This is a genomic window from Streptomyces sp. CA-294286 (genome assembly GCF_050947155.1).
Classification (GTDB): Bacteria; Actinomycetota; Actinomycetes; order Streptomycetales; family Streptomycetaceae; genus Streptomyces.
On the sequence record NZ_CP192005.1, the window covers coordinates 629,861 to 648,041 of the forward strand.

At 70.0% G+C, this 18,181-nt stretch carries 16 protein-coding genes; 6 read left to right on the forward strand and 10 right to left on the reverse strand.

Annotated elements, in window-relative coordinates; translation table 11 throughout:
- Nucleotides 1-321: 321 nt before the first annotated feature.
- From ACQPZG_RS07655 to ACQPZG_RS07685, 7 genes are all read right to left on the reverse strand, one after another.
- Nucleotides 322-1,731 (reverse strand): 8-oxoguanine deaminase, encoded by a 1,410-nt coding sequence (locus ACQPZG_RS07655; RefSeq protein ID WP_433545071.1) that lies wholly within the window; start codon nucleotides 1,729-1,731, stop codon nucleotides 322-324.
- Nucleotides 1,732-1,776: 45 nt separating this feature from the next.
- Nucleotides 1,777-3,273, reverse strand: a complete 1,497-nt coding sequence (locus ACQPZG_RS07660) for a nucleobase:cation symporter-2 family protein (RefSeq protein WP_433545072.1) — start codon at nucleotides 3,271-3,273, stop codon at nucleotides 1,777-1,779.
- Between the two features lie 71 nt (nucleotides 3,274-3,344).
- A complete protein-coding gene (gene pucL, locus ACQPZG_RS07665) occupies nucleotides 3,345-4,268 on the reverse strand; it encodes a factor-independent urate hydroxylase (RefSeq protein ID WP_433545073.1) in 924 nt (307 codons plus the stop codon).
- Nucleotides 4,269-4,273: 5 nt separating this feature from the next.
- Nucleotides 4,274-4,687 (reverse strand): hydroxyisourate hydrolase, encoded by a 414-nt coding sequence (gene uraH / locus ACQPZG_RS07670; RefSeq protein ID WP_433545074.1) that lies wholly within the window; start codon nucleotides 4,685-4,687, stop codon nucleotides 4,274-4,276.
- Nucleotides 4,687-5,214: a 2-oxo-4-hydroxy-4-carboxy-5-ureidoimidazoline decarboxylase gene (uraD, locus tag ACQPZG_RS07675; protein WP_433545075.1), complete on the reverse strand. Its 528-nt coding sequence runs from the start codon at nucleotides 5,212-5,214 to the stop codon at nucleotides 4,687-4,689. Before uraD ends, uraH begins: the two co-directional genes overlap by 1 nt.
- A 177-nt stretch (nucleotides 5,215-5,391) precedes the next feature.
- Nucleotides 5,392-5,769, reverse strand: coding sequence for a helix-turn-helix domain-containing protein (locus ACQPZG_RS07680; RefSeq protein WP_433545076.1), 378 nt, complete (start codon nucleotides 5,767-5,769; stop codon nucleotides 5,392-5,394).
- Nucleotides 5,766-6,020 carry a hypothetical protein gene (locus ACQPZG_RS07685; RefSeq protein WP_433545077.1) on the reverse strand — a complete coding sequence of 85 codons (255 nt, stop codon included), beginning with the start codon at nucleotides 6,018-6,020 and terminating at the stop codon, nucleotides 5,766-5,768. The genes ACQPZG_RS07680 and ACQPZG_RS07685 overlap by 4 nt, the downstream gene beginning before the upstream one ends.
- Before the next feature lie 124 nt (nucleotides 6,021-6,144).
- Here ACQPZG_RS07685 and ACQPZG_RS07690 point away from each other — a divergent pair, with 124 nt between their 5' ends.
- The 3 genes from ACQPZG_RS07690 to ACQPZG_RS07700 all read left to right on the forward strand — a co-directional run bounded on the left by ACQPZG_RS07690 (nucleotide 6,145) and on the right by ACQPZG_RS07700 (nucleotide 9,636).
- Entirely contained in the window at nucleotides 6,145-6,984 is an 840-nt protein-coding gene (locus ACQPZG_RS07690; protein ID WP_433545078.1) for a TIM barrel protein, read from the forward strand.
- Between the two features lie 39 nt (nucleotides 6,985-7,023).
- Entirely contained in the window at nucleotides 7,024-7,914 is an 891-nt protein-coding gene (locus ACQPZG_RS07695; RefSeq protein WP_433545079.1) for a 2-hydroxy-3-oxopropionate reductase, read from the forward strand.
- Nucleotides 7,915-8,175: 261 nt separating this feature from the next.
- Nucleotides 8,176-9,636 carry a catalase gene (locus ACQPZG_RS07700; protein ID WP_433545080.1) on the forward strand — a complete coding sequence of 487 codons (1,461 nt, stop codon included), beginning with the start codon at nucleotides 8,176-8,178 and terminating at the stop codon, nucleotides 9,634-9,636.
- 831 nt (nucleotides 9,637-10,467) lie between these two features.
- Here the strand turns inward: ACQPZG_RS07700 and gcl are convergent.
- Entirely contained in the window at nucleotides 10,468-12,246 is a 1,779-nt protein-coding gene (gcl, locus tag ACQPZG_RS07705; RefSeq protein WP_433545081.1) for a glyoxylate carboligase, read from the reverse strand.
- 292 nt (nucleotides 12,247-12,538) lie between these two features.
- Between gcl and ACQPZG_RS07710 the strand changes: the two genes are divergently transcribed.
- The 3 genes from ACQPZG_RS07710 (at nucleotide 12,539) to ACQPZG_RS07720 (ending at nucleotide 14,638) form a co-directional block, all read left to right on the forward strand.
- Entirely contained in the window at nucleotides 12,539-13,411 is an 873-nt protein-coding gene (locus ACQPZG_RS07710) for a hypothetical protein (protein WP_433545082.1), read from the forward strand.
- A gap of 50 nt (nucleotides 13,412-13,461) precedes the next feature.
- Entirely contained in the window at nucleotides 13,462-13,974 is a 513-nt protein-coding gene (locus ACQPZG_RS07715) for a GNAT family N-acetyltransferase (RefSeq protein ID WP_433545083.1), read from the forward strand.
- A gap of 211 nt (nucleotides 13,975-14,185) precedes the next feature.
- Nucleotides 14,186-14,638: a VOC family protein gene (locus ACQPZG_RS07720; protein WP_433545084.1), complete on the forward strand. Its 453-nt coding sequence runs from the start codon at nucleotides 14,186-14,188 to the stop codon at nucleotides 14,636-14,638.
- A gap of 274 nt (nucleotides 14,639-14,912) precedes the next feature.
- Here the strand turns inward: ACQPZG_RS07720 and ACQPZG_RS07725 are convergent, their stop codons facing one another.
- The gene (locus ACQPZG_RS07725; protein ID WP_433545085.1) at nucleotides 14,913-16,454 is read right to left on the reverse strand and encodes an AMP-binding protein; all 1,542 of its coding nucleotides are present in this window, start codon (nucleotides 16,452-16,454) and stop codon (nucleotides 14,913-14,915) included.
- A 262-nt stretch (nucleotides 16,455-16,716) separates the two neighbouring features.
- Nucleotides 16,717-17,874 carry a winged helix DNA-binding domain-containing protein gene (locus ACQPZG_RS07730; RefSeq protein ID WP_433545086.1) on the reverse strand — a complete coding sequence of 386 codons (1,158 nt, stop codon included), beginning with the start codon at nucleotides 17,872-17,874 and terminating at the stop codon, nucleotides 16,717-16,719.
- Nucleotides 17,875-18,181 lie beyond the last annotated feature (307 nt).

The following is an 18,181-nucleotide window of genomic DNA, read 5'->3' on the forward strand; positions in this document are numbered from 1 at the left end:
GGGCGACTTGGCCACAGCGTCCTCCTGTCGTTTTCCAGTGCCGGGATTGACACGTGCTTCGGGGAGGTGGTGCGCGATGCAAGGTGCTGGTGGTGCGAAGGTGTTGCAAGGTGCCCGTACTGCTGCTGTGTTGCTGTGCCGTTCGCCCGGATACGCCGGACCGCCCCGGGGGCGTGAAGGTTTGGGCCACGCCCCCGGGAACGGCTCCTGAGCAGCCCGCTCGGCTGCTCAGTTCCGGCCGGGAGCCGTCCCTCCCGGCCGGAATTCTCTGTGCTCGGGCCATGGCCCGAGCGTTCAGTGGTACGAGGCGACCCGCCGTCGTCAGCGCGGCTGCGCGGCGACCCGCGCGAGGCGCTGCGCCTCGTCGCGCGCGCTGCGGGCGATGGTGTCCTCGTCCACCGTGGTCAGGTGGCTGTCCTCGACCACGGGCAGGCCGTTGACGAGGGACAGGGTGACCGGGGCCGCCGCGCCGAGGACGAGGGCGGTGACCGGATCGGCGATGGTGGAGTGGCCGAGTCCGTCGACCTTCCACATCACCAGGTCCGCGAGTTTTCCGGCTTCGAGCGAGCCGATCTGGTCCGCGCGGCCCAGGACTTGGGCGCCTCCGAAGGTGCCGAGGCGGAGCGCCTGGCGGGCGTTGAGGGCCCGCTCGCGGTGCTCGGGGTGGAGGCGGTTGATGAGGAGCGCGTTGCGCAGTTCGGTGTGGAGTTCGCCGGACTCGTTGGACGCGGTGCCGTCGACGCCCAGGCCGACCGGGACGCCGGCCCTCAGCATGTCGGGGACGCGGGCGATGCCCGCGGCGAGGCGGGCGTTGGAGGAGGGGCAGTGGGCGACGCCGGTGCCGGTACGGGCGAAGGCGGCGATGTCGGAGTCGTTCATGTGGACGCAGTGGGCCATCCACACGTCGGCGCCGAGCCAGCCCGTCGACTCGAAGTAGTCGGTGGGGCCCATGCCGAACAGTTCGTGGCAGAACTTCTCCTCCTCCACCGTCTCGCTGCCGTGGGTGTGCAGCCTGACCCCCTTGCGGCGAGCCAACTCAGCGCCCTGCCGCATGAGTTCGGTGGACACGGAGAACGGCGAGCACGGTGCGACGGCGATCTGGGTCATGGAGTCGAAGGACGCGTCGTGGTGCGCGTCGACGGTCGCCTCGGTGGCGGCGAGCGCGCCGTCGAGGGTCTCGACCGCGAAGTCCGGCGGCAGGCCCCCGTCGGACGCGCCGCGGTCCATGGAGCCGCGGGCGAGGGTGAACCGTACGCCCATGTCCTTCGCCGCGCCGATGATCGCCGAGGAGAGGTCGCCGGAGCCCTCGGGGAAGACGTAGTGGTGGTCCATGGCGGTGGTGACGCCGCCGCGGGCCATCATCGCCAGGGACCCCCGGGCGGCCGCCGTCACCATCTGCTCGTCGATCCGCGCCCAGGTCGGGTACAGCGCGACGAGCCAGTCGAAGAGGTTGTGGTCGGTGGCCAGGCCCCGGGTGATCCACTGGTAGAAGTGGTGGTGCGTGTTGATCAGGCCGGGAGTGACGAGGTGCCCCGTGCCGTCGACGCGGCGGACCACGTTCTCCAGACCCGCGGGTGCCGCGCCCGCGCCGATGGACTCGATCCGGTTGCCCGCGACGACGACGTGGCCGGACGCGTATTCCGTGTCCTGGGCGTCGACGGTCGCGATCGCGCAGTTCTCGATGACGATGCGTGAGACCTCTGGCGAAGCTTTTGCTGCCGGTGCTGCCATGGGGCTGTTTCCTTTACCTCTGTGTGTATCGGGCACGGCAGGACCCTAGGAGGATTTGAGTGCCGCGGCGGTGGCGGGAACACGCCTGTCGCGGGTGCCGAGGTGGTGGAAGAACAGGTTGAGCAGGACCGCGGCCAGTGCGCCCGCGCTGATGCCGGAGCCGAGCACGGTCTGCGCCCAGGCCGGGAAGTCCGCGTAGAAGGTGGGCGCGGCGAGCGGGACGATGCCGGCGCCCAGCGCCACCGCGACGAGGATGATGTTCGAGCTGTCGTCGAGTCCGGCCTCGGAGAGGGTACGGATGCCGCTCACCGCGATCGAGCCGAAGAGGACGATTCCCGCGCCGCCCAGCACGGGCATCGGCACCATGGAGACGACCGCGCCCAGCACCGGGAAGACCCCGAGGAGGAGCAGGGCCCCGCCGGCCACCGCGACGACGTACCTGCTGCGCACGCGCGTCAGGGTGACGACGCCGACGTTCTGCGCGAAGGCGCTGGTCGGGAAGCCGCCGAAGACCGGGCCCACGAGGGTCGCGATGCCGTCGGTGCGCAGGCCCCGGGTGAGGGTCCTGCCGTCGCAGTCGCGTTCGCAGATCTTGCCGAGGGCGAGCATTCCGGCCGAGGACTCGGTCATCAGGACGAGCATCACGATGCACAGCGAAAGGATCGCGGCGGGCTGGAACTCGGGGGCGCCGAAGGCGAAGGGGGTGGGCAGCGCGGCGACCGGGGCGTCCTTGAGTCCGCTGAAGTCGGCCAGGCCGAACGGGATCGCGGCGAGTGTGCCCACCAACATCCCGAAGAGAAGCGCGACTTGTTTGACGAAGCCCTTGCCGAACCGCTGGATGAGCAGGATCACGAGGAGCGTGAAGGCGGCGAGCGCGAGGTACTTCATGTCGCCGAAGTCGGCGGCCTCCTTGTCGCCGCCCTGCGCCCAGGCGACCGGGACCGGCATCAGGGTGACGCCGATCAGGGTGATGACCACGCCGGTGACCAGTGGCGGGAAGAAGCGCAGCAGCTTGCCGAAGAAGGGGCCCACGGCCAGACAGAACACTCCGGCGACCATCACCGCGCCGTAGATGGCGGGGAGTTGACGGCCGGGGGCGCTGGTCTCCGCGATCGCGAGCATCGGGGCGATGCCCGCGGAGGACGCGGCGTTGACGAAGGGCAGCCGGTTCCCGGCGAACTTCGTGAGACCGATGGTCTGGAGGATCGTGGCGAGTCCGGCGATCAGCAGGCTCGCGGCGATCAACCGGGTCATGCCGGCGGCGTCGAGACCGCAGGCCTGGCCGATGATGAGCGGAGGGGTGACGACGCCCGCGTACATGGCGGCGATGTGCTGGAGCGCGGCGGGGACGAGCCGCTTGGCGGGGAGCTTCTCGTCCACCGGGTGCACGGGGTCGAGCAGGTCGGCCGGCTCTGCCGGCGGCGAGGGCTTCGCGCGGGACGCTCCGGAGGACTTCCCGGACTTCTTCGCGGAGTGCTCCGCGGGGGACTTCTCGGTGGAACGCGGGCCTTCTGTTGCCGGCCCCTGTGCGGGCTGTGCCATGGGTGTTCGTTCCCTCCGGTCCGTCCGGGCCGTGCTCTACCGCCGTAGAGCACGGCCCGGACGCGACCGCGTCAGAGGTTGGTCATGTCGACCGGGATCTGCGGCTCGACTCCGTCCCGCAGGATGGTGGCCTCGATGAGGCCGTACGGGCGGTCGGCGGCGAAGTAGACCTCGTTGTCGTTCTTCAGACCGAACGGTTCGAGGTCGACCAGGAAGTGGTGGTTGTTGGGCAGCGAGAAGCGGATCTCGTCGATCTCGCTCCGGCTGTTGATGACCCGTGCACCCATCTGGTAGAGCGTCTGCTGGAGCGAGAGGGAGTACGTCTCGGCGAATGCCTGCAGGATGTGCTTCTTGGCCTGCTCGTACGACTTCTCCCAGTTGGGCATCCGCTCGTCGTCGCTGGTCCAGCTGTAGCGCCAGGCCGCGGAGACGTCGGTGCACAGGATGCGGTCGTACGCCTCCTTGAGCGTCGTGTACTTGTCCTTGACGTAGCCCCAGAACTCCGAGTTGGTGGAGTTCATGACCGTGAGGTCCTTCAGGCCCGAGATGATCTCCCACTTCTCACCGTCGAAGGTGATCTGCGTGGTGCGCAGTTCCTGGCCCTTGCGGGCGAAGGAGTGGTTGACCTCGTCGGACCCGATGAACTTGGAGTTGTTGTCCGAGGTCGCGATGCGCTCCCAGGCGAACTCCTCGATCCGGATGCGGGCGCGCTTGATCGGCTCCTGCGAGGTCACGAAGTGACGGGCGAGGTGGATGCCGAACTGCTCGGCGGACTCGATGCCGTGCTCCTTGGCGAACGCGTACACCGTGTTCTTGGTGGTGTCCGTCGGCAGGACGTTGGCGTTCGAGCCGGAGTAGTGGACGTCCTCCATGTCGCCGGAGAGGGCGACGGAGACGTTCAGGTCCTTGATGTGGTGGGTGTCGCCGTCCCGCGTGATCTTGACGACGCGGTTTTCGGCTTTGCCGTACTGGTTCTGGCCGAGAATGGTGGGCATCGGTGCTAGCTCCCTCGGTATACGGAGTAGCCGAACGGGTTGAGCAGCAGCGGTACGTGGAAGTGTTCGCCCGGTACGACGGCGAAGGTGATCGCCACTTCCGGGAAGAACGCGCCGCTGTCCCTTACGCGGGGGGCGTCCTGCTGAGCCTCGGCTTCGGTCTTGCTCGTGTGTGCGCTGTGCTTGTTCGCGAAGTAGGTCTCGGTCTCGAAGTCGAGCCGGACGTGGGTCGTCCCTTCCGGCAGGGCCGGGAGGTCCTTGCAGCGCCCGTCCGCGTCGGTCTTCGAACCGCCGAGCGTCACCCACTCGGCGTCGCCGCCGCTGCGGGCGGTGAGCGTGATGGCGACGCCCTCGGCGGGGCGGCCGACGCTGGTGTCCAGGATGTGGGTGGACACCGAGGCGGTGGTTGCGGTGCTCATCAGTGCTTCTCTTCCTGTTCCACGGGCGACTCCACGAGACGGGTCAGCCGGATACGGTTGATCTTGCCCAGTTCGGTGCGGACGACCTCCCGCTCCGCCTCGGGCGAGTTCTCGATCCGGGTACGCATCGCGTCACGCATCTGCTCACCGGTGGCGCCGGTGGCGCAGATCAGGAAGACGTGCCCGAACCTCTCCTGGTACGCCAGGTTCAGTTCGAGCATCTCGGCCTTGAGTTCCTCGGAGGCGCCGGCCATTCCGCGCTGCTCGCGGGAGGAGGTCGGGTCTCCGGGCTTCGGGCGGCCGATGGGCGGGTGTCCCGCCATCGCTTCGGAAAGGTCCTCGGCGGTGAGTTCCGCGAGGGCGGCGTCACTGGCGAGGAACAGGTCTTCCGCGTGTGCGTACGGGCGCTGGGCGACGAGCCTGCCCCCCCACGCCGAACTGGCACACACCTCGTGGAGTGCGGCGCGGGCCGCGCTCTCGGGGAGGGTGTTGAACCGGGAAAGGCCCGGTGTCTGGACCGAAGTCACGGGAACCTCCGTGGCCTTGTGCTGGACGGGCTGCGCATAGCTAACGCCCTGAACAACTGGACGTCAACAGTTTGTTGAAAGTTCGCGAAGACAAGGGCCGCCGCCCGCTGATGCGGGCGACGGCCGGGCAAAATGATCGATCAAAAACGGGTGACGCACCCCCGCACAGCGGGCCGACTAGTCCCCCTTGGCGGTGTTTTCCCTGTTCAGGTAGTTGTAGACGGTGAAGCGGGACACGCCGAGCGCACCCGCCACGGTTTCCACACCGTGCCGCACGGAGAAGGCACCGCGTGCCTCCAGGGTCCGTACGACCGACTGCTTGGTCTTGCGGTCCAGCTCGGAAAGTGGCATCCCGTGCCCGCGCTCCAAGGCCGCCAGGATGTGGTCGAGGGAGTCCGAGAGCTGCGGCAGCCGTACGGCGACGACGTCCTCGCCCTCCCAGGCGAGCACCACGTCGTCGCGGCCGGCCCTGCCCGGCTCCAGCAGCTCGGCGCCCATGGCGTCGACGAGCGGCTTGACCGCCGTGACCAACGGGTGGTCTCCGGGTTCCGTCACTTCTTCTCGCCCTCCCCGATCACATTGACCTGCAACGAGACCCGGGTCGCTCCGGCGGCGAGGGACTTGCGCAGCAGCGCGTCCACCGCGGTGAGCACCGCGTCCGCACCGCCTTCCGCGGTGTTGCCGAAGGGGCCCACGTCGACGGCGTCCAGCTCGGCCGCCTGGATCACCTCACGGGCGGCCACCGCATGCGGCGGCGCCTCGTCGAGATCGAAGGGCTCGGTCGTGAACTCCACTCTCAATCGCACGCGCTCAACCTACTGGGCACCGGACGAATTGCGGGAGCCCCTCTTGACAAGAGCGGCGCCTCAACTGCAACCTTCCATCAGGCAGAAAGAAACTTCCGCGATACGGAAGGAGGCCGAACACCTCATGGGCTATTCGGACCACCGCTTCGATGTGAACCTCTCGATCCTCTTCACGGAACTCCCGCTCCTGGAGCGGCCCGCGGCAGCTGCCGCGGCCGGCTTCACGGCGGTCGAGCTGTGGTGGCCCTGGATCGAGACCCCGACCCCCGAGCAGGCCGAGCTCGACGCCCTGAAGAAGGCGCTCGACGACGCCGGCACCCAGCTGGTCGGCCTCAACTTCTACGCCGGCCGGCTCCCGGGCCCCGACCGCGGCGCGCTCTCCGTCCCCGGCGAGGAGTCCGACCGCTTCCGCGCCAACATCGACGTCGCGGCGGACTTCGCCGCCTCGGTCGGCTGCAAGGCGCTCAACGCGCTCTACGGCAACCGCGTCGAGGGCGCCGACCCGCAGGTCCAGGACTCCCTGGCGCTGGAGAACCTGGTACTGGCGGCCCGCGCGGCCGACCGGGTCGGGGCGATCCTGCTGATCGAGGCCCTGAACAAGCCGGAGTCTCCGCTCTACCCGCTGGTGGACGCACCGTCCGCGGTCGAGGTCGTCGACAAGGTCAACGCGGCGACGGGACTGGGCAACGCCAAGTTCCTGCTCGACCTCTACCACCTGTCGATGAACGGCGAGGACCTGAACCAGGTCATCGACGCCTACGCGGACAGGACCGGTCACGTGCAGATCGCCGACAACCCGGGCCGCGGGGCGCCGGGCACCGGCGACCTGGACCTCACCGACCTGCTCGGGCGCCTGAAGAAGGCCGGTTACCAGGGCTGGGTCGGCCTGGAGTACAAGCCGGGCGACCGCCCGAGCGCCGAGGCCTTCGAGTGGCTGGACAAGCCGCTCCGCGCCGGCAACTGAAACTTTTCGACACGGTTTTTTGAGAGAGGCAGCACCCTCATGAGCACGCTTCCCACGATCGGCTTCATCGGTCTCGGCATCATGGGCTCCCCCATGGCCGAGAACCTCCTGAAGGCCGGCTACGACGTCACCGGCTACACCCTGGAGCAGGCCAAGATCGACCGCCTGGTCGCCGCCGGCGGAAAGGGCGCGTCCTCGATCGCCGAGGCCGTACGGGACGCCGACGTCGTCATCACCATGGTGCCCGCTTCGCCCCAGGTCGAGGCCATCGCGTACGGCGAGGACGGCATCCTGGAGAACGCGAAGTCCGGCACCCTGCTGATCGACATGTCCTCGATCACCCCGCAGACCTCGGTGGACCTCGCGAAGGCCGCCGCGGAGAAGGGGATCCGCGTACTGGACGCCCCGGTCTCCGGCGGCGAGGCGGGCGCGATCGAGGCCGTCCTGTCCATCATGGTCGGCGGCGAGCAGGCGGACTTCGACGCCGCCAAGCCGGTCCTGGAGGCTCTGGGCAAGACGATCGTGCTGTGCGGCCCGCACGGCTCCGGCCAGACGGTGAAGGCCGCCAACCAGCTCATCGTCGCGGTCAACATCCAGGCGTGCGCCGAGGCCGTGGTCTTCCTGGAGAAGTCCGGCGTGGACCTCAAGGCCGCGCTCGACGTCCTCAACGGCGGCCTGGCCGGCTCCACGGTCCTGACCCGCAAGAAGGACAACTTCCTGAACCGCGACTTCGCGCCGGGCTTCCGGATCGACCTGCACCACAAGGACATGGGCATCGTCACCGACGCCGCCCGCAACGTCGGTGCGGCACTGCCCGTCGGCGCGGTGGTCGCCCAGCTGGTCGCCTCGCTGCGCGCCCAGGGCGACGGCGGCCTGGACCACTCGGCCCTGCTGCGCGCGGTCGAGCGTCTGTCCGGCTCGCAGGTCTGAGCCGACGGCTCGCCCGACGCCCACGCTCTCCCCGCCCCACCCTCAACGCCCGTTTCCACCGGGCGCCTTGATCTCCGGGCTGCGGCGGCGCTGACACCTGTCCTGTCGCGCCCAGGCGCCGCCGCGGCCCGGGTCCCACCTCTGCTCGACCCGGTTCACCCGCACCACCTTTAAATTCAACAAACTGTTGACGCCGCGTTCTCCGCGTACTTACGCTCCTCACGCCGCCAGCAGCTCCCGCAGGAAGGTCCCAAGGTCACCATGTCGAAGCGTGTGCTCACGACCGAGTCAGGCGCCCCGGTCGCCGACAACCAGAATTCCGCCTCCGCCGGTGTCGGTGGCCCGCTCCTCCTCCAGGACCAGCACCTGCTGGAGAAGCTCGCCCGGTTCAACCGGGAGCGCATCCCGGAGCGTGTCGTGCACGCCCGCGGTTCCGGCGCCTACGGCTACTTCGAGGTCACCGACGACGTCACCGGCTTCACCCGCGCGGCCTTCCTCAACGAGGTCGGCAAGCGGACCGAGACGTTCATCCGCTTCTCCACCGTCGCCGACAACCTCGGCGGCGCGGACGCGGTCCGCGACCCGCGCGGTTTCGCGCTGAAGTTCTACACCGAAGAGGGCAACTACGACCTCGTCGGGAACAACACCCCGGTGTTCTTCATCAAGGACCCGATCAAGTTCCCGGACTTCATCCACTCGCAGAAGCGCGACCCGTTCACGGGCAAGCAGGAGCCGGACAACGTCTGGGACTTCTGGGCGCACTCTCCCGAGGCGACGCACCAGATCACCTGGCTGATGGGCGACCGCGGCATCCCCGCCTCGTACCGCCACATGAACGGCTACGGCTCGCACACCTACCAGTGGACGAACGCCGAGGGCGAGGCCTTCTTCGTCAAGTACCACTTCAAGACGAACCAGGGCATCCGCTGCCTGTCCTCGGAGCAGGGCGCGGAGATCGCGGGCAAGGACGCCAACTCGCACCAGACGGACCTGCTCCAGGCCATCGAGCGCGGCGTGAATCCGTCGTGGACCCTGTACGTCCAGATCATGCCGGCGGCGGAAGCGGCCGACTACCGCTTCAACCCGTTCGACGTGACGAAGGTGTGGCCGCACGCGGACTACCCGCTCCAGCGCGTGGGCCGTCTGGTCCTCGACCGGAACCCCGACAACGTCTTCGCCGAGGTCGAGCAGGCCGCGTTCTCCCCGAACAACTTCGTTCCGGGCATCACCGCCTCGCCGGACAAGATGCTCCAGGGCCGCATGTTCGCCTACGCCGACGCGCACCGCTACCGCCTGGGCGTCAACCACACCCAGCTGCCGGTGAACGCGCCGAAGAACGCGCCCGCCGACAACTACGGCCGGGACGGCTTCTACGCCACCCGCTACGGCTCGCGCCACGACAAGAACTACGAGCCCAACTCGTACGACGGCCCGACGCAGACGGACGCCCCGCTGGGCGCCCCGCGCGAGGTGTCCGGCTGGACGGGCACGTACACGTACGCCGAGCACGTCAAGGACGATCACTTCTTCCAGGCCGGCGAGCTCTACCGGCTGATGTCCTCCGACGAGCAGGCCCGCCTGATCGCCAACATCGCCGGCGGCCTCTCGCAGGTCTCCCGCGACGACGTGGTCGAGAAGAACCTCGCCCACTTCCACGCCGCCGACCCCGAGTACGGCAAGCGCGTCGAGGAAGCGGTCCGCGAGCTGCGCGAGAACCAGTAACTCCCAGACTGCGGGGAGTTCCTGACGGGAGGTCAGGGACTCGCCGCTGTCCGCACCGACGGCCCGAATGAGGGGTGGCCGTCGAGACGGACACGAACGAGGCCCGCGGTGGCGTGCGAGCCAGTGCGGTGGTCAAGGTTGACCGGGTCCTCCTTCTTGCCTGAGAGGAGGTGGGTCCGGCAGCTCATCGCCGCCACCGCGGCCTCATTCGCACTTCCCTCCCCGCAAGGGCGTGGAACACGGAACTCCTCCGTGCTCCACGCCCTTTTCGTGGTTCGGGGACGTGCGCAGTCCGGTGGTGCACACACCCTGCGTTGCACGGGAACGCGCGCAGAACACGCGCATTCCCGTGGCGCGACGCCCGAGGCTCCTGCGCCCCGCGGCCGGCAAGCCCGCCCGTCCCCGAGACCCCCGGCGGGGCCCGGCCCTCCGCGATACGCCTCGCTCGGACCGCGCAGCCCGGGCACCTTGGGCGGCGGGGCCGCCCCCCGGGGCGCTGTGGTACCTCCCTGCACGCGTGGAGCCGAGTGCTTGGGAGCAGGCGGGCAAGGGGCGGCCCCCACCGGACGTGCACCCCGCAGCCCTACGCCGGGCCGCACCGCACACGTACGTCCACCCCCGCCGTACCGCCCCGCCCTGCCCTCTGTCCTGCCCCTGCGCCCCTGTGGGGGAGGCGCGTGCAGGCAGCGGCGCGGGCGCAGCCCCGCCCCGGCTACGGCATAAGCCCCGCCCCGGCCCGCCCCGGCTAAGGCATGCAGGAGGGGCCGGCACCGCCTCTCGGCGATACCGGCCCCTCCACTCGCCCAGCAGGGCGAGAACAACGTCCGGACGTCAGACCTTCAGCGCCCGCACCGCCGTCGGCGCGTGACCCGCCTCCGTGGCCAGCTCCTCGAACTCGTTGATGGCATCGATCTGGGCGCCCATCGAGATGTTCGTGACCCGCTCCAGGATCGCTTCCACGACCACCGGCACCCGGAATTCCGCGGCCAGCTTCTTCGCCTCCTCGAAGGCGGGCAGCAGCTGGTCCGGCTCGGTCACCCGGATCGCCTTGCACCCCAGGCCCTCGGCGACCTTGACGTGGTCGACGCCGTAGACACCGAGTTCGGGCGAGTTGATGTTCTCGAACTCCAGGTTGACCTGGAAGTTGATGTCCAGGTTGCGCTGCGCCTGGCGGATCAGACCCAGGTACGCGTTGTTCACCAGGACGTGCACGTACGGGATCTGGTGCTGTGCGCCGACCGCCAGCTCCTCCAGCATGAACTGGAAGTCGTAGTCGCCGGACAGGGCGACCACCGGCGTCTCGGGGTCGGCCGTGGCGACGCCGAGCGCCGCCGGGATGGTCCAGCCGAGCGGGCCGGCCTGGCCGCAGTTGATCCAGTGCCGGGGCCGGTAGACGTGCAGCATCTGCGCGCCCGCGATCTGCGAGAGGCCGATCGTGGTCACGTACCGGGTCTCGGGGCCGAACGCGCGGTTCATCTCCTCGTACACGCGCTGCGGCTTCATGGGCACGTTGTCGAAGTGCGTGCGCCGCTGGAGGGTGGCCTTGCGCTCCTGCGTGGACGCGGCCCACTCGCTGCGGTCGGGCAGCTTGCCGGCCGCCTTCAGCTCGCGCGCGACCTCCACGAACAGCGTCAGGGCCGCCTTCGCGTCGGACGGGATGCCGTAGTCCGGCGCGAAGATCTTGCCGATCTGGGTCGGCTCGACGTCGACGTGGACGAACTTCCGCCCCTTGGTGTAGACGTCCAGGCCGCCGGTGTGGCGGTTGGCCCAGCGGTTGCCGATGCCGAGGACGAAGTCGGACTCCAGGAAGTTCGCGTTGCCGTAGCGGTGCGAGGTCTGGAGGCCGACCATGCCGGCGTTCAGCTCGTGGTCGTCGCCGAGGATGCCCCAGCCCATGAGGGTGGGGACCACGGGCGTGCCCGTCAGCTCGGCGAACTCCACCAGCAGCTCGGAGGCGTCGGCGTTGATGACGCCGCCGCCCGCGACGATCAGCGGGCGCTGCGACTCGTTCAGCATCGAGAGGGCCTTCTCGATCTGCTTGCGGGTCGCGGCGGGCTTGTAGACCGGCAGCGGCTCGTACGTCTCCGGGTCGAACTCGATCTCGGTGAGCTGCACGTCGATCGGCAGGTCGATGAGGACCGGGCCGGGCCGGCCGGAGCGCATCAGGTGGAACGCCTCCTGGAAGACGCCCGGCACCTGCGCAGCCTCCAGCACGGTGGTCGCCTTCTTGGTGACCGGCTTGGCGATCGAGGAGATGTCGACGGCCTGGAAGTCCTCCTTGTGGATCACCGCGGTCGGCGCCTGGCCGGTGATGCACAGGATCGGGATCGAGTCGCCGATCGCCGAGTAGAGGCCGGTGATCATGTCGGTGCCGGCCGGTCCTGACGTACCGATGCAGACGCCGATGTTGCCGGGCTGCGTACGGGTGTAGCCCTCGGCCATGTGCGAGGCGCCCTCGACGTGCCGGGCGAGGGTGTGCTTGATCCCGCCACCGGCTTCGAGGGCCTTGTAGAAGGGGTTGATCGCCGCGCCGGGCACGCCGAACGCGTGGCTGACGCCTTCGCGCTTGAGGATCTCAACAGCTGCTCGGGCAGCGGTCATACGGGGCATCGGGAACTCCTGCTTCAGGCTTGTTTTCCGTAATGCGGAAGTACTGTTCTGCTATGTGGAAGCAACATAGGATGCGAGGGTGGCGGCGTCAAGAGAGGCGTCCATGGTTCGGGCACCCCGGGCGGTCCGGCGGACCGTCTCGGGACATGGACAGAAAAGAGCCGAAGTGGCTGCCAAGCGTTCACCGTTGGTGTGACCATGGATGACACAGCGCATCAGCCGTTCACGCGTTCACGGCCCGGCTGCTCCTCGCCGTGCCGTCGCACCGGAACCCAGTGCCGGAGGTCGCCCCATGGGAAGCAGCGTGCCGGTGCGGTGCCCGGCCTGCGGCCGTGCCCACACGTACGTACCGTCCGTCTTCCCCTGCGCGTGCGGCGCACCCCTCGCCCCGCCGCTCTTACGCGGCGCACCACCGCAACCGATCACGCACCGCACCTGGACGGACTCCTGGGTGACGGTCCGCTGCCCGTCCTGCGGCCGCCACGATCAGTGGCCGCAACCGGAGCTGGGCTGCGGCTGCGGCGCGGTGCTGCGCATCCCGGTACGTCCCGCGCCGACCCTCTCGATGCGCGGCACGGAGACTCCGGGGCCCGCACCGGGCCCGTCCGCGCACCCGCACTCCCCCGCCGACGGCGACCCCGGCCGCGCGGGGCGACATCCCGCCCCCCGCAACCCGCTGCACCCCGGCAGCCCGCACAGCCGCGACGCCCCGGTCTCCCCCGAGGGGGCCTCCCCCGGAGGCTGGGCCCGGCCCGGCGCCACGGCCCCCCGCACCCCGCCCGCCCGTCCTCCCTTCCGGCCGCTGACCATCCGTACCGCCCGTGACGCCGTCACCGCCGCCGCCCTGTACCTCAAGTGGCTGGGCTTCCGGGACATCTTCCAGTCGCCCGAGCACCCGGCCTCCGGCATCGACCTGCGCGCCCGCGGCCTGGTCGCCCAGGTGGATCCGCGTACCGAGCCGTCCACCCTCCGCGACGTGGAGTGCCTGTGGCTGCACGGGCTCAACGCGTCGGCCGTGTCCGTGTTCTTCTCGCTCACCGGCTACGCCCCGGAGGCACGGGCCCGCGCGGAGGACCTCGGGGTGCCGCTCTTCGTCATGGACCTCACCGGCACTCCGCAGCCCGCCAACAGCGCGGCGGACGAACTGATCGGCACCGGCGTCTGAAGCTTCCCCGGGAGCAGCGGCGAGGCGGGCGCCCGGGGGAGAATGCCTCCATGCCCATCCGCCGCGCCGCCGCCGAGGAACTGTCCCTGCTCCAGGACATCGAGCGTGCGGCGGGCGAGCCGTTCCGCGCGCTCGGCATGCCGGAGATCGCGGACGACGACCCGCCTCCGCTCGATCTGCTCCGTACGTATCAACTGGCGGGACGCGCTTGGGTGTTCAGCGGGACACGGGACGGCCGACCGGACGGATACCTGATCTGGCAGGAGGTGGACGGCGGTGCGCACATCGACCAGGTGTCGGTGCATCCCCGCGCCGCCCGCCGTGGCGTGGGCCGCGCGCTCATCGACCACCTGGGGAGGGAGTCGGGGGCGGCGGCCCTGACCCTGACCACCTTCGCGGAGGTGCCGTGGAACGCCCCGTACTACGCGCGGCTCGGCTTCCGCACGCTCACCGGTGCCGAACTCACCGAAGGGCTGCGGAGGATAGTCTCGGAGGAGGCGTCCGCGGGCCTCGACCGCTGGCCCCGGGTGTGCATGCGGCGCACCACGTCGCCCGCTCCCTAGTCGGCGCAAGCAGCCTGTGTGCGTCAGCAGTTGATGTGCCATCAAGTCCGTACGACCGCGCGGGGTCGGTGTGGAGAAGATCAACACACCATGGTCGAGCCACGGCCTGCGCAGCGTCAGTCCCCGCACCCGGCTCCCCTGCCCGCCGTGGTTCGGGACGTCGTCGATGCGGTGCTTGCGATCGCGTCCACGTCACGGCTTGACTGCCCACATGCCTTTGCACTGGAAGCTCGTCATCGACTGCACCGACGCCCCCGCGCTCGCGGACTTCTGGGCCGCCGCCCTGGAGTACGAGGTGGAGGACCCCAGCCCGCTCATCGGGCAACTGCTCGCCGCCGGCCGTCTCGGCGAGGAGGCAGTCGTCGAGCATCACGGCCGCAGGACCTTCCGCGGATACGCCGGGATCCGCCACCCCGAGGACCCCTTCGACGCGACGAGCGGTGTGGGGGGCGGCCGTCGGCTGCTCTTCCAGGAGGTGCCCGAGTCCAAGTCCGCCAAGAACCGTCTCCATCTCGACGTGCACGGCGAACCCGGCGGCCTCGACAAGCTGGTGGCGAGGCTGGAGAGCCTGGGTGCGACACGCGTCCGCGAGGTCGACCAGGGTCCCGCCGGGCACTGGTGGCTCATGCGGGACCCTGAGGGCAACGAATTCTGCGCCGTGTGACGGCTTGACGCTGTCTGCGCCGCGCGAGTGCGCGGCGCAGACAGCGGCCGGGGCGCGTGCGGGACCCGGACGAGAGGCGCGTGCCGCCCACGACGGCACGCGCCCGGCAAACGGGACCCGGCACCGGCGTACGGGACTGGCGCCCGACGAGCGAGCCCCGACGCCCGACGAACGGCACCCCGGCGTACCGGACCCGGCACCCCGGCTGCCCCGGCACCCCGGCTGCCCGCTGCCCGCTGCCCGGCGTACGGGACTCGGTGTCCGGCCTCCTGGATCAGTTGATCTCGCGGGTCCTGCCGTTCCAGTACGGTTCGCGGAGCTTGAACTTCTGGATCTTCCCGGTGGCGGTGCGCGGGATCACGGGCCGGAACTCGACCGTGGTGGGCGCTTTGTAACCCGCGATGCGCGCCTTGCAGTGGGCGATGATGTCGGCCTCCTCGGCACTCGCTCCCTCCGCCAGGACGACCAACGCCTTGATGGTCTCGCCCCACTTGGGGTGCGGGACGCCGATGACGGCGACCTCGGCGACGGCCGGGTGGCTGAAGATGACGTCCTCGACCTCGATCGAGGACACGTTCTCGCCACCGGTGATGATGACGTCCTTCTTGCGGTCGGAGATCGTCAGGTGTCCGTCGGCCGGATCGAGAGTGCCGCCGTCGCCGGTGTGGAACCAGCCCCCTTCCAGGGCGTCGGCCGTCTCCTGCGGCTTCTCCCAGTACCCGTCGAGGACGACGTTGGAGCGGGCCAGGACCTCGCCCGAGTCCGCGATCCCGATCTTGACGCCCAGCGCGGGGATGCCGGCCCGGGACAGTTTGCGGGCGCGCTCCTCGGCGGGCAGGGACACGTCCGCGGGCTGGACGCGGTTGAAGGTGAGCAGGGGCGAGGTCTCGGTCAGGCCGTAGATCTGGGTGAACTCCCACCCCAGCTCCTCGTCCATCCGCTGGATCGTCCGGGTGGGTGGCGGCGCGCCCGCGCAGATCACCCGCACCCGGTCCCGCCCGGGTACCGGGCCCTGCCAGTCGGCGGCGGCGTCCAGCACCGCGTTCCAGACGGCGGGCGCACCGCACATCAGCGTGACACCGTGCTCGTCGACGCGGCGCAGGATCTCGGCGCCGTCGACCTTGCGCAGCACCACCTGCTTGGCGCCGAGACCGGCCATCACGAACGGCATCCCCCAGCCGTTGCAGTGGAACATCGGCAGGGTGTGCAGGTAGACGTCCCGCTCCCACGCCCGGGTGTGCAGGCCGAAGGTGAGCCCGTTGACCCAGATGTTGCGGTGTGTGAGCTGCACGCCCTTGGGGCGGGCGGTGGTGCCCGAGGTGTAGTTGATCGTCGCCGTCGCGTTCTCGTCGGGATGCGACCAGGGGCGCGGTTCGACTCCGTACCGCATCAGCTCGTGGTCGCTCTGCTCGCCGAGTACGAACCGGTGGCGGGCCTTCACGCCGCTCAGCACGTCGTCGAGTTCGGGGTCGACGAGGAGGACGGAGGCACCGCTCTGCTGCACCATGTAGTCGATCTCGTCCGGTTTGAGGCGGAAGTTGATCGGGACGCAGATCCGGCCGCTCATCGGTACCGCGAACAACAACTCAAGGAGCCGGGCGGAGTTGTGGCTGACGACGGCCACCCGCTCGCCCTCCCCGATGCCCAGTGCGTCGAAGCCCGCCTGCCAGGCACGGACACGGTCCCCGAGGCGCCCGTACGTGGAGACGGGTACGGGTGGGGCGGGCTGGTTCGGCTCGTCGACGATCCCCGGGCTCGCGGCGAAGCCCAGTTCGGCGCGGTCGAGGAAGTCGGAGATGGTCATCGGCGTCCGCATCGTGCACTCTCCCTGGTACCGGCTGTGGTCCTGACATCCTGTTTCAGACACCGGGATCCCACCACCCCGTGCCGAGCACGGAAAGATGCCACGGCCCCGTACCGGGCACGAGAGGGAAGAGTGCGCCGGCCCCCGGCCGGCGGCCCGCCGCCGCGTACGGCGCAGACGCGGAAAGCCACCGCACGCACCTGTGCCCGGGACCACCGGACGTGTCCTGCCCGTCCGCGCAACGGCGTTCCCCCGTCGCACGGTTGGAGCACGGCTACTGACCCTTGGTGCCGTAGAACTCACCGAAGCGCACGTCCTGCGAGGCCGCCGAGCTCAGCGTGGCGAGCGTCCGCGCCCCCTCCTCGCGCACTTCGGCGCGCCGGCCACGAGTGAGCGGAGCGAACGGCTCGATGGTGAGGGTGGCCCTGTCACCCTTCGCCGACTGCTCCAGCCGCCAGATCCCCGCGACGAGGCCGTCGACGAGGAGGATGCAGTACGTGAAGTTGCCGCACCAGGTGCGCCGCTTGTACTCGGGTGGCGCGACCCGGGTGCGGTCGGCGTGCGAGAGGACCAGGTTGTCGTACTCGGGCAGGAACCGCGGCGGGGCCGGGGTGTCGGCGTCGGGGCGGGGAGCGTCGGGAAGGTCGAACAGTTCCGTGCCGTGCTCGTCGCGGAAGACGAGGAGGCCGGGCCTGAGCCGTTCGAAGGCGGCACGCAGGCGGGTCAGTCCGCACCAGATCTGCATGTCCTTGACGGACGCGGGCCCGAAAGCGCCGAGGTAGCGGAGCACCGTGGAGTCCAGCAGGGCGGTGGTCTCCTCCGGCGAGGGCACGGGCTCGGGCCGCCCGAACCAGCTCCCTGAACTGGTCAGCGTGACCTGGCCGCTCTCGCCCCACAGGCCGCGCGGCGTGGTCTGGAGGAGGGGCAGCGTGCAGCGCGCGAGGGTCGCCAGGGCTCGCGGGTCGGCGTTTGGCCAGTGCTGTTGCAGCAGCTCGCGGAGTTCCTTCACGGGCCGGGGCCGTTCCTCGACGCATGCCCGCGCCAGCTTCGCGACCTCGTCGGGATCGACTCCCGGCGCCCGCTTGAGGAACATACGCAGCTCACGGTCGATCACCGGTTGGACGAGCGGGCGAAGGGCGAGGCAGTCGTCGGCGGTGAGCGTGTGGATCGTGGAGCGCATCGTCACGATCCGGGCGACCTCGCGCGCGGCCATCAGCTCGGACAGCTCGCGGGGCTCGAAGGCGTCGAGGCGGGCCGCGAGGGAGTAGTACGGCGGCTTGGTGTTCTGCGCCTGGAGCCCGACGAGGTGGTGCACGGCGTCCTTGGCCGGCATGGCGGCACGTTCAAGGAGAAGCTGGCGGGCCAGAGTGGCACGGTTGAGCGCGCGGCGGGAGAGGACGGGGGCGGAGCCGGCCTTCGCGGTGGTCGTCATACCGCGCACGGTACGACGCCTCGCGGACAGCTCCGGTCCGCATGACAGCGTCTGTCACCACGACGAGCAACGTACGCACGCTCCCGTCCCCGCACATGGCACGCCTCCCGGAGGGCGGACCACAGGGCGCGCGCGCCCGCCGTACCCGGCGCGGCGTCACACCTCCTCGCGCGGCCGTCCCGGATGCCCGTTCACCGCGCCCGAACCTTTTGTCCCGGATATCCTGCTTCGTGATCCGCCGCCGTGGACGCGCGAGCGCACGTACACGCGCACGAACGCCCACGCACGGACGCGACGAGGGAGGCGG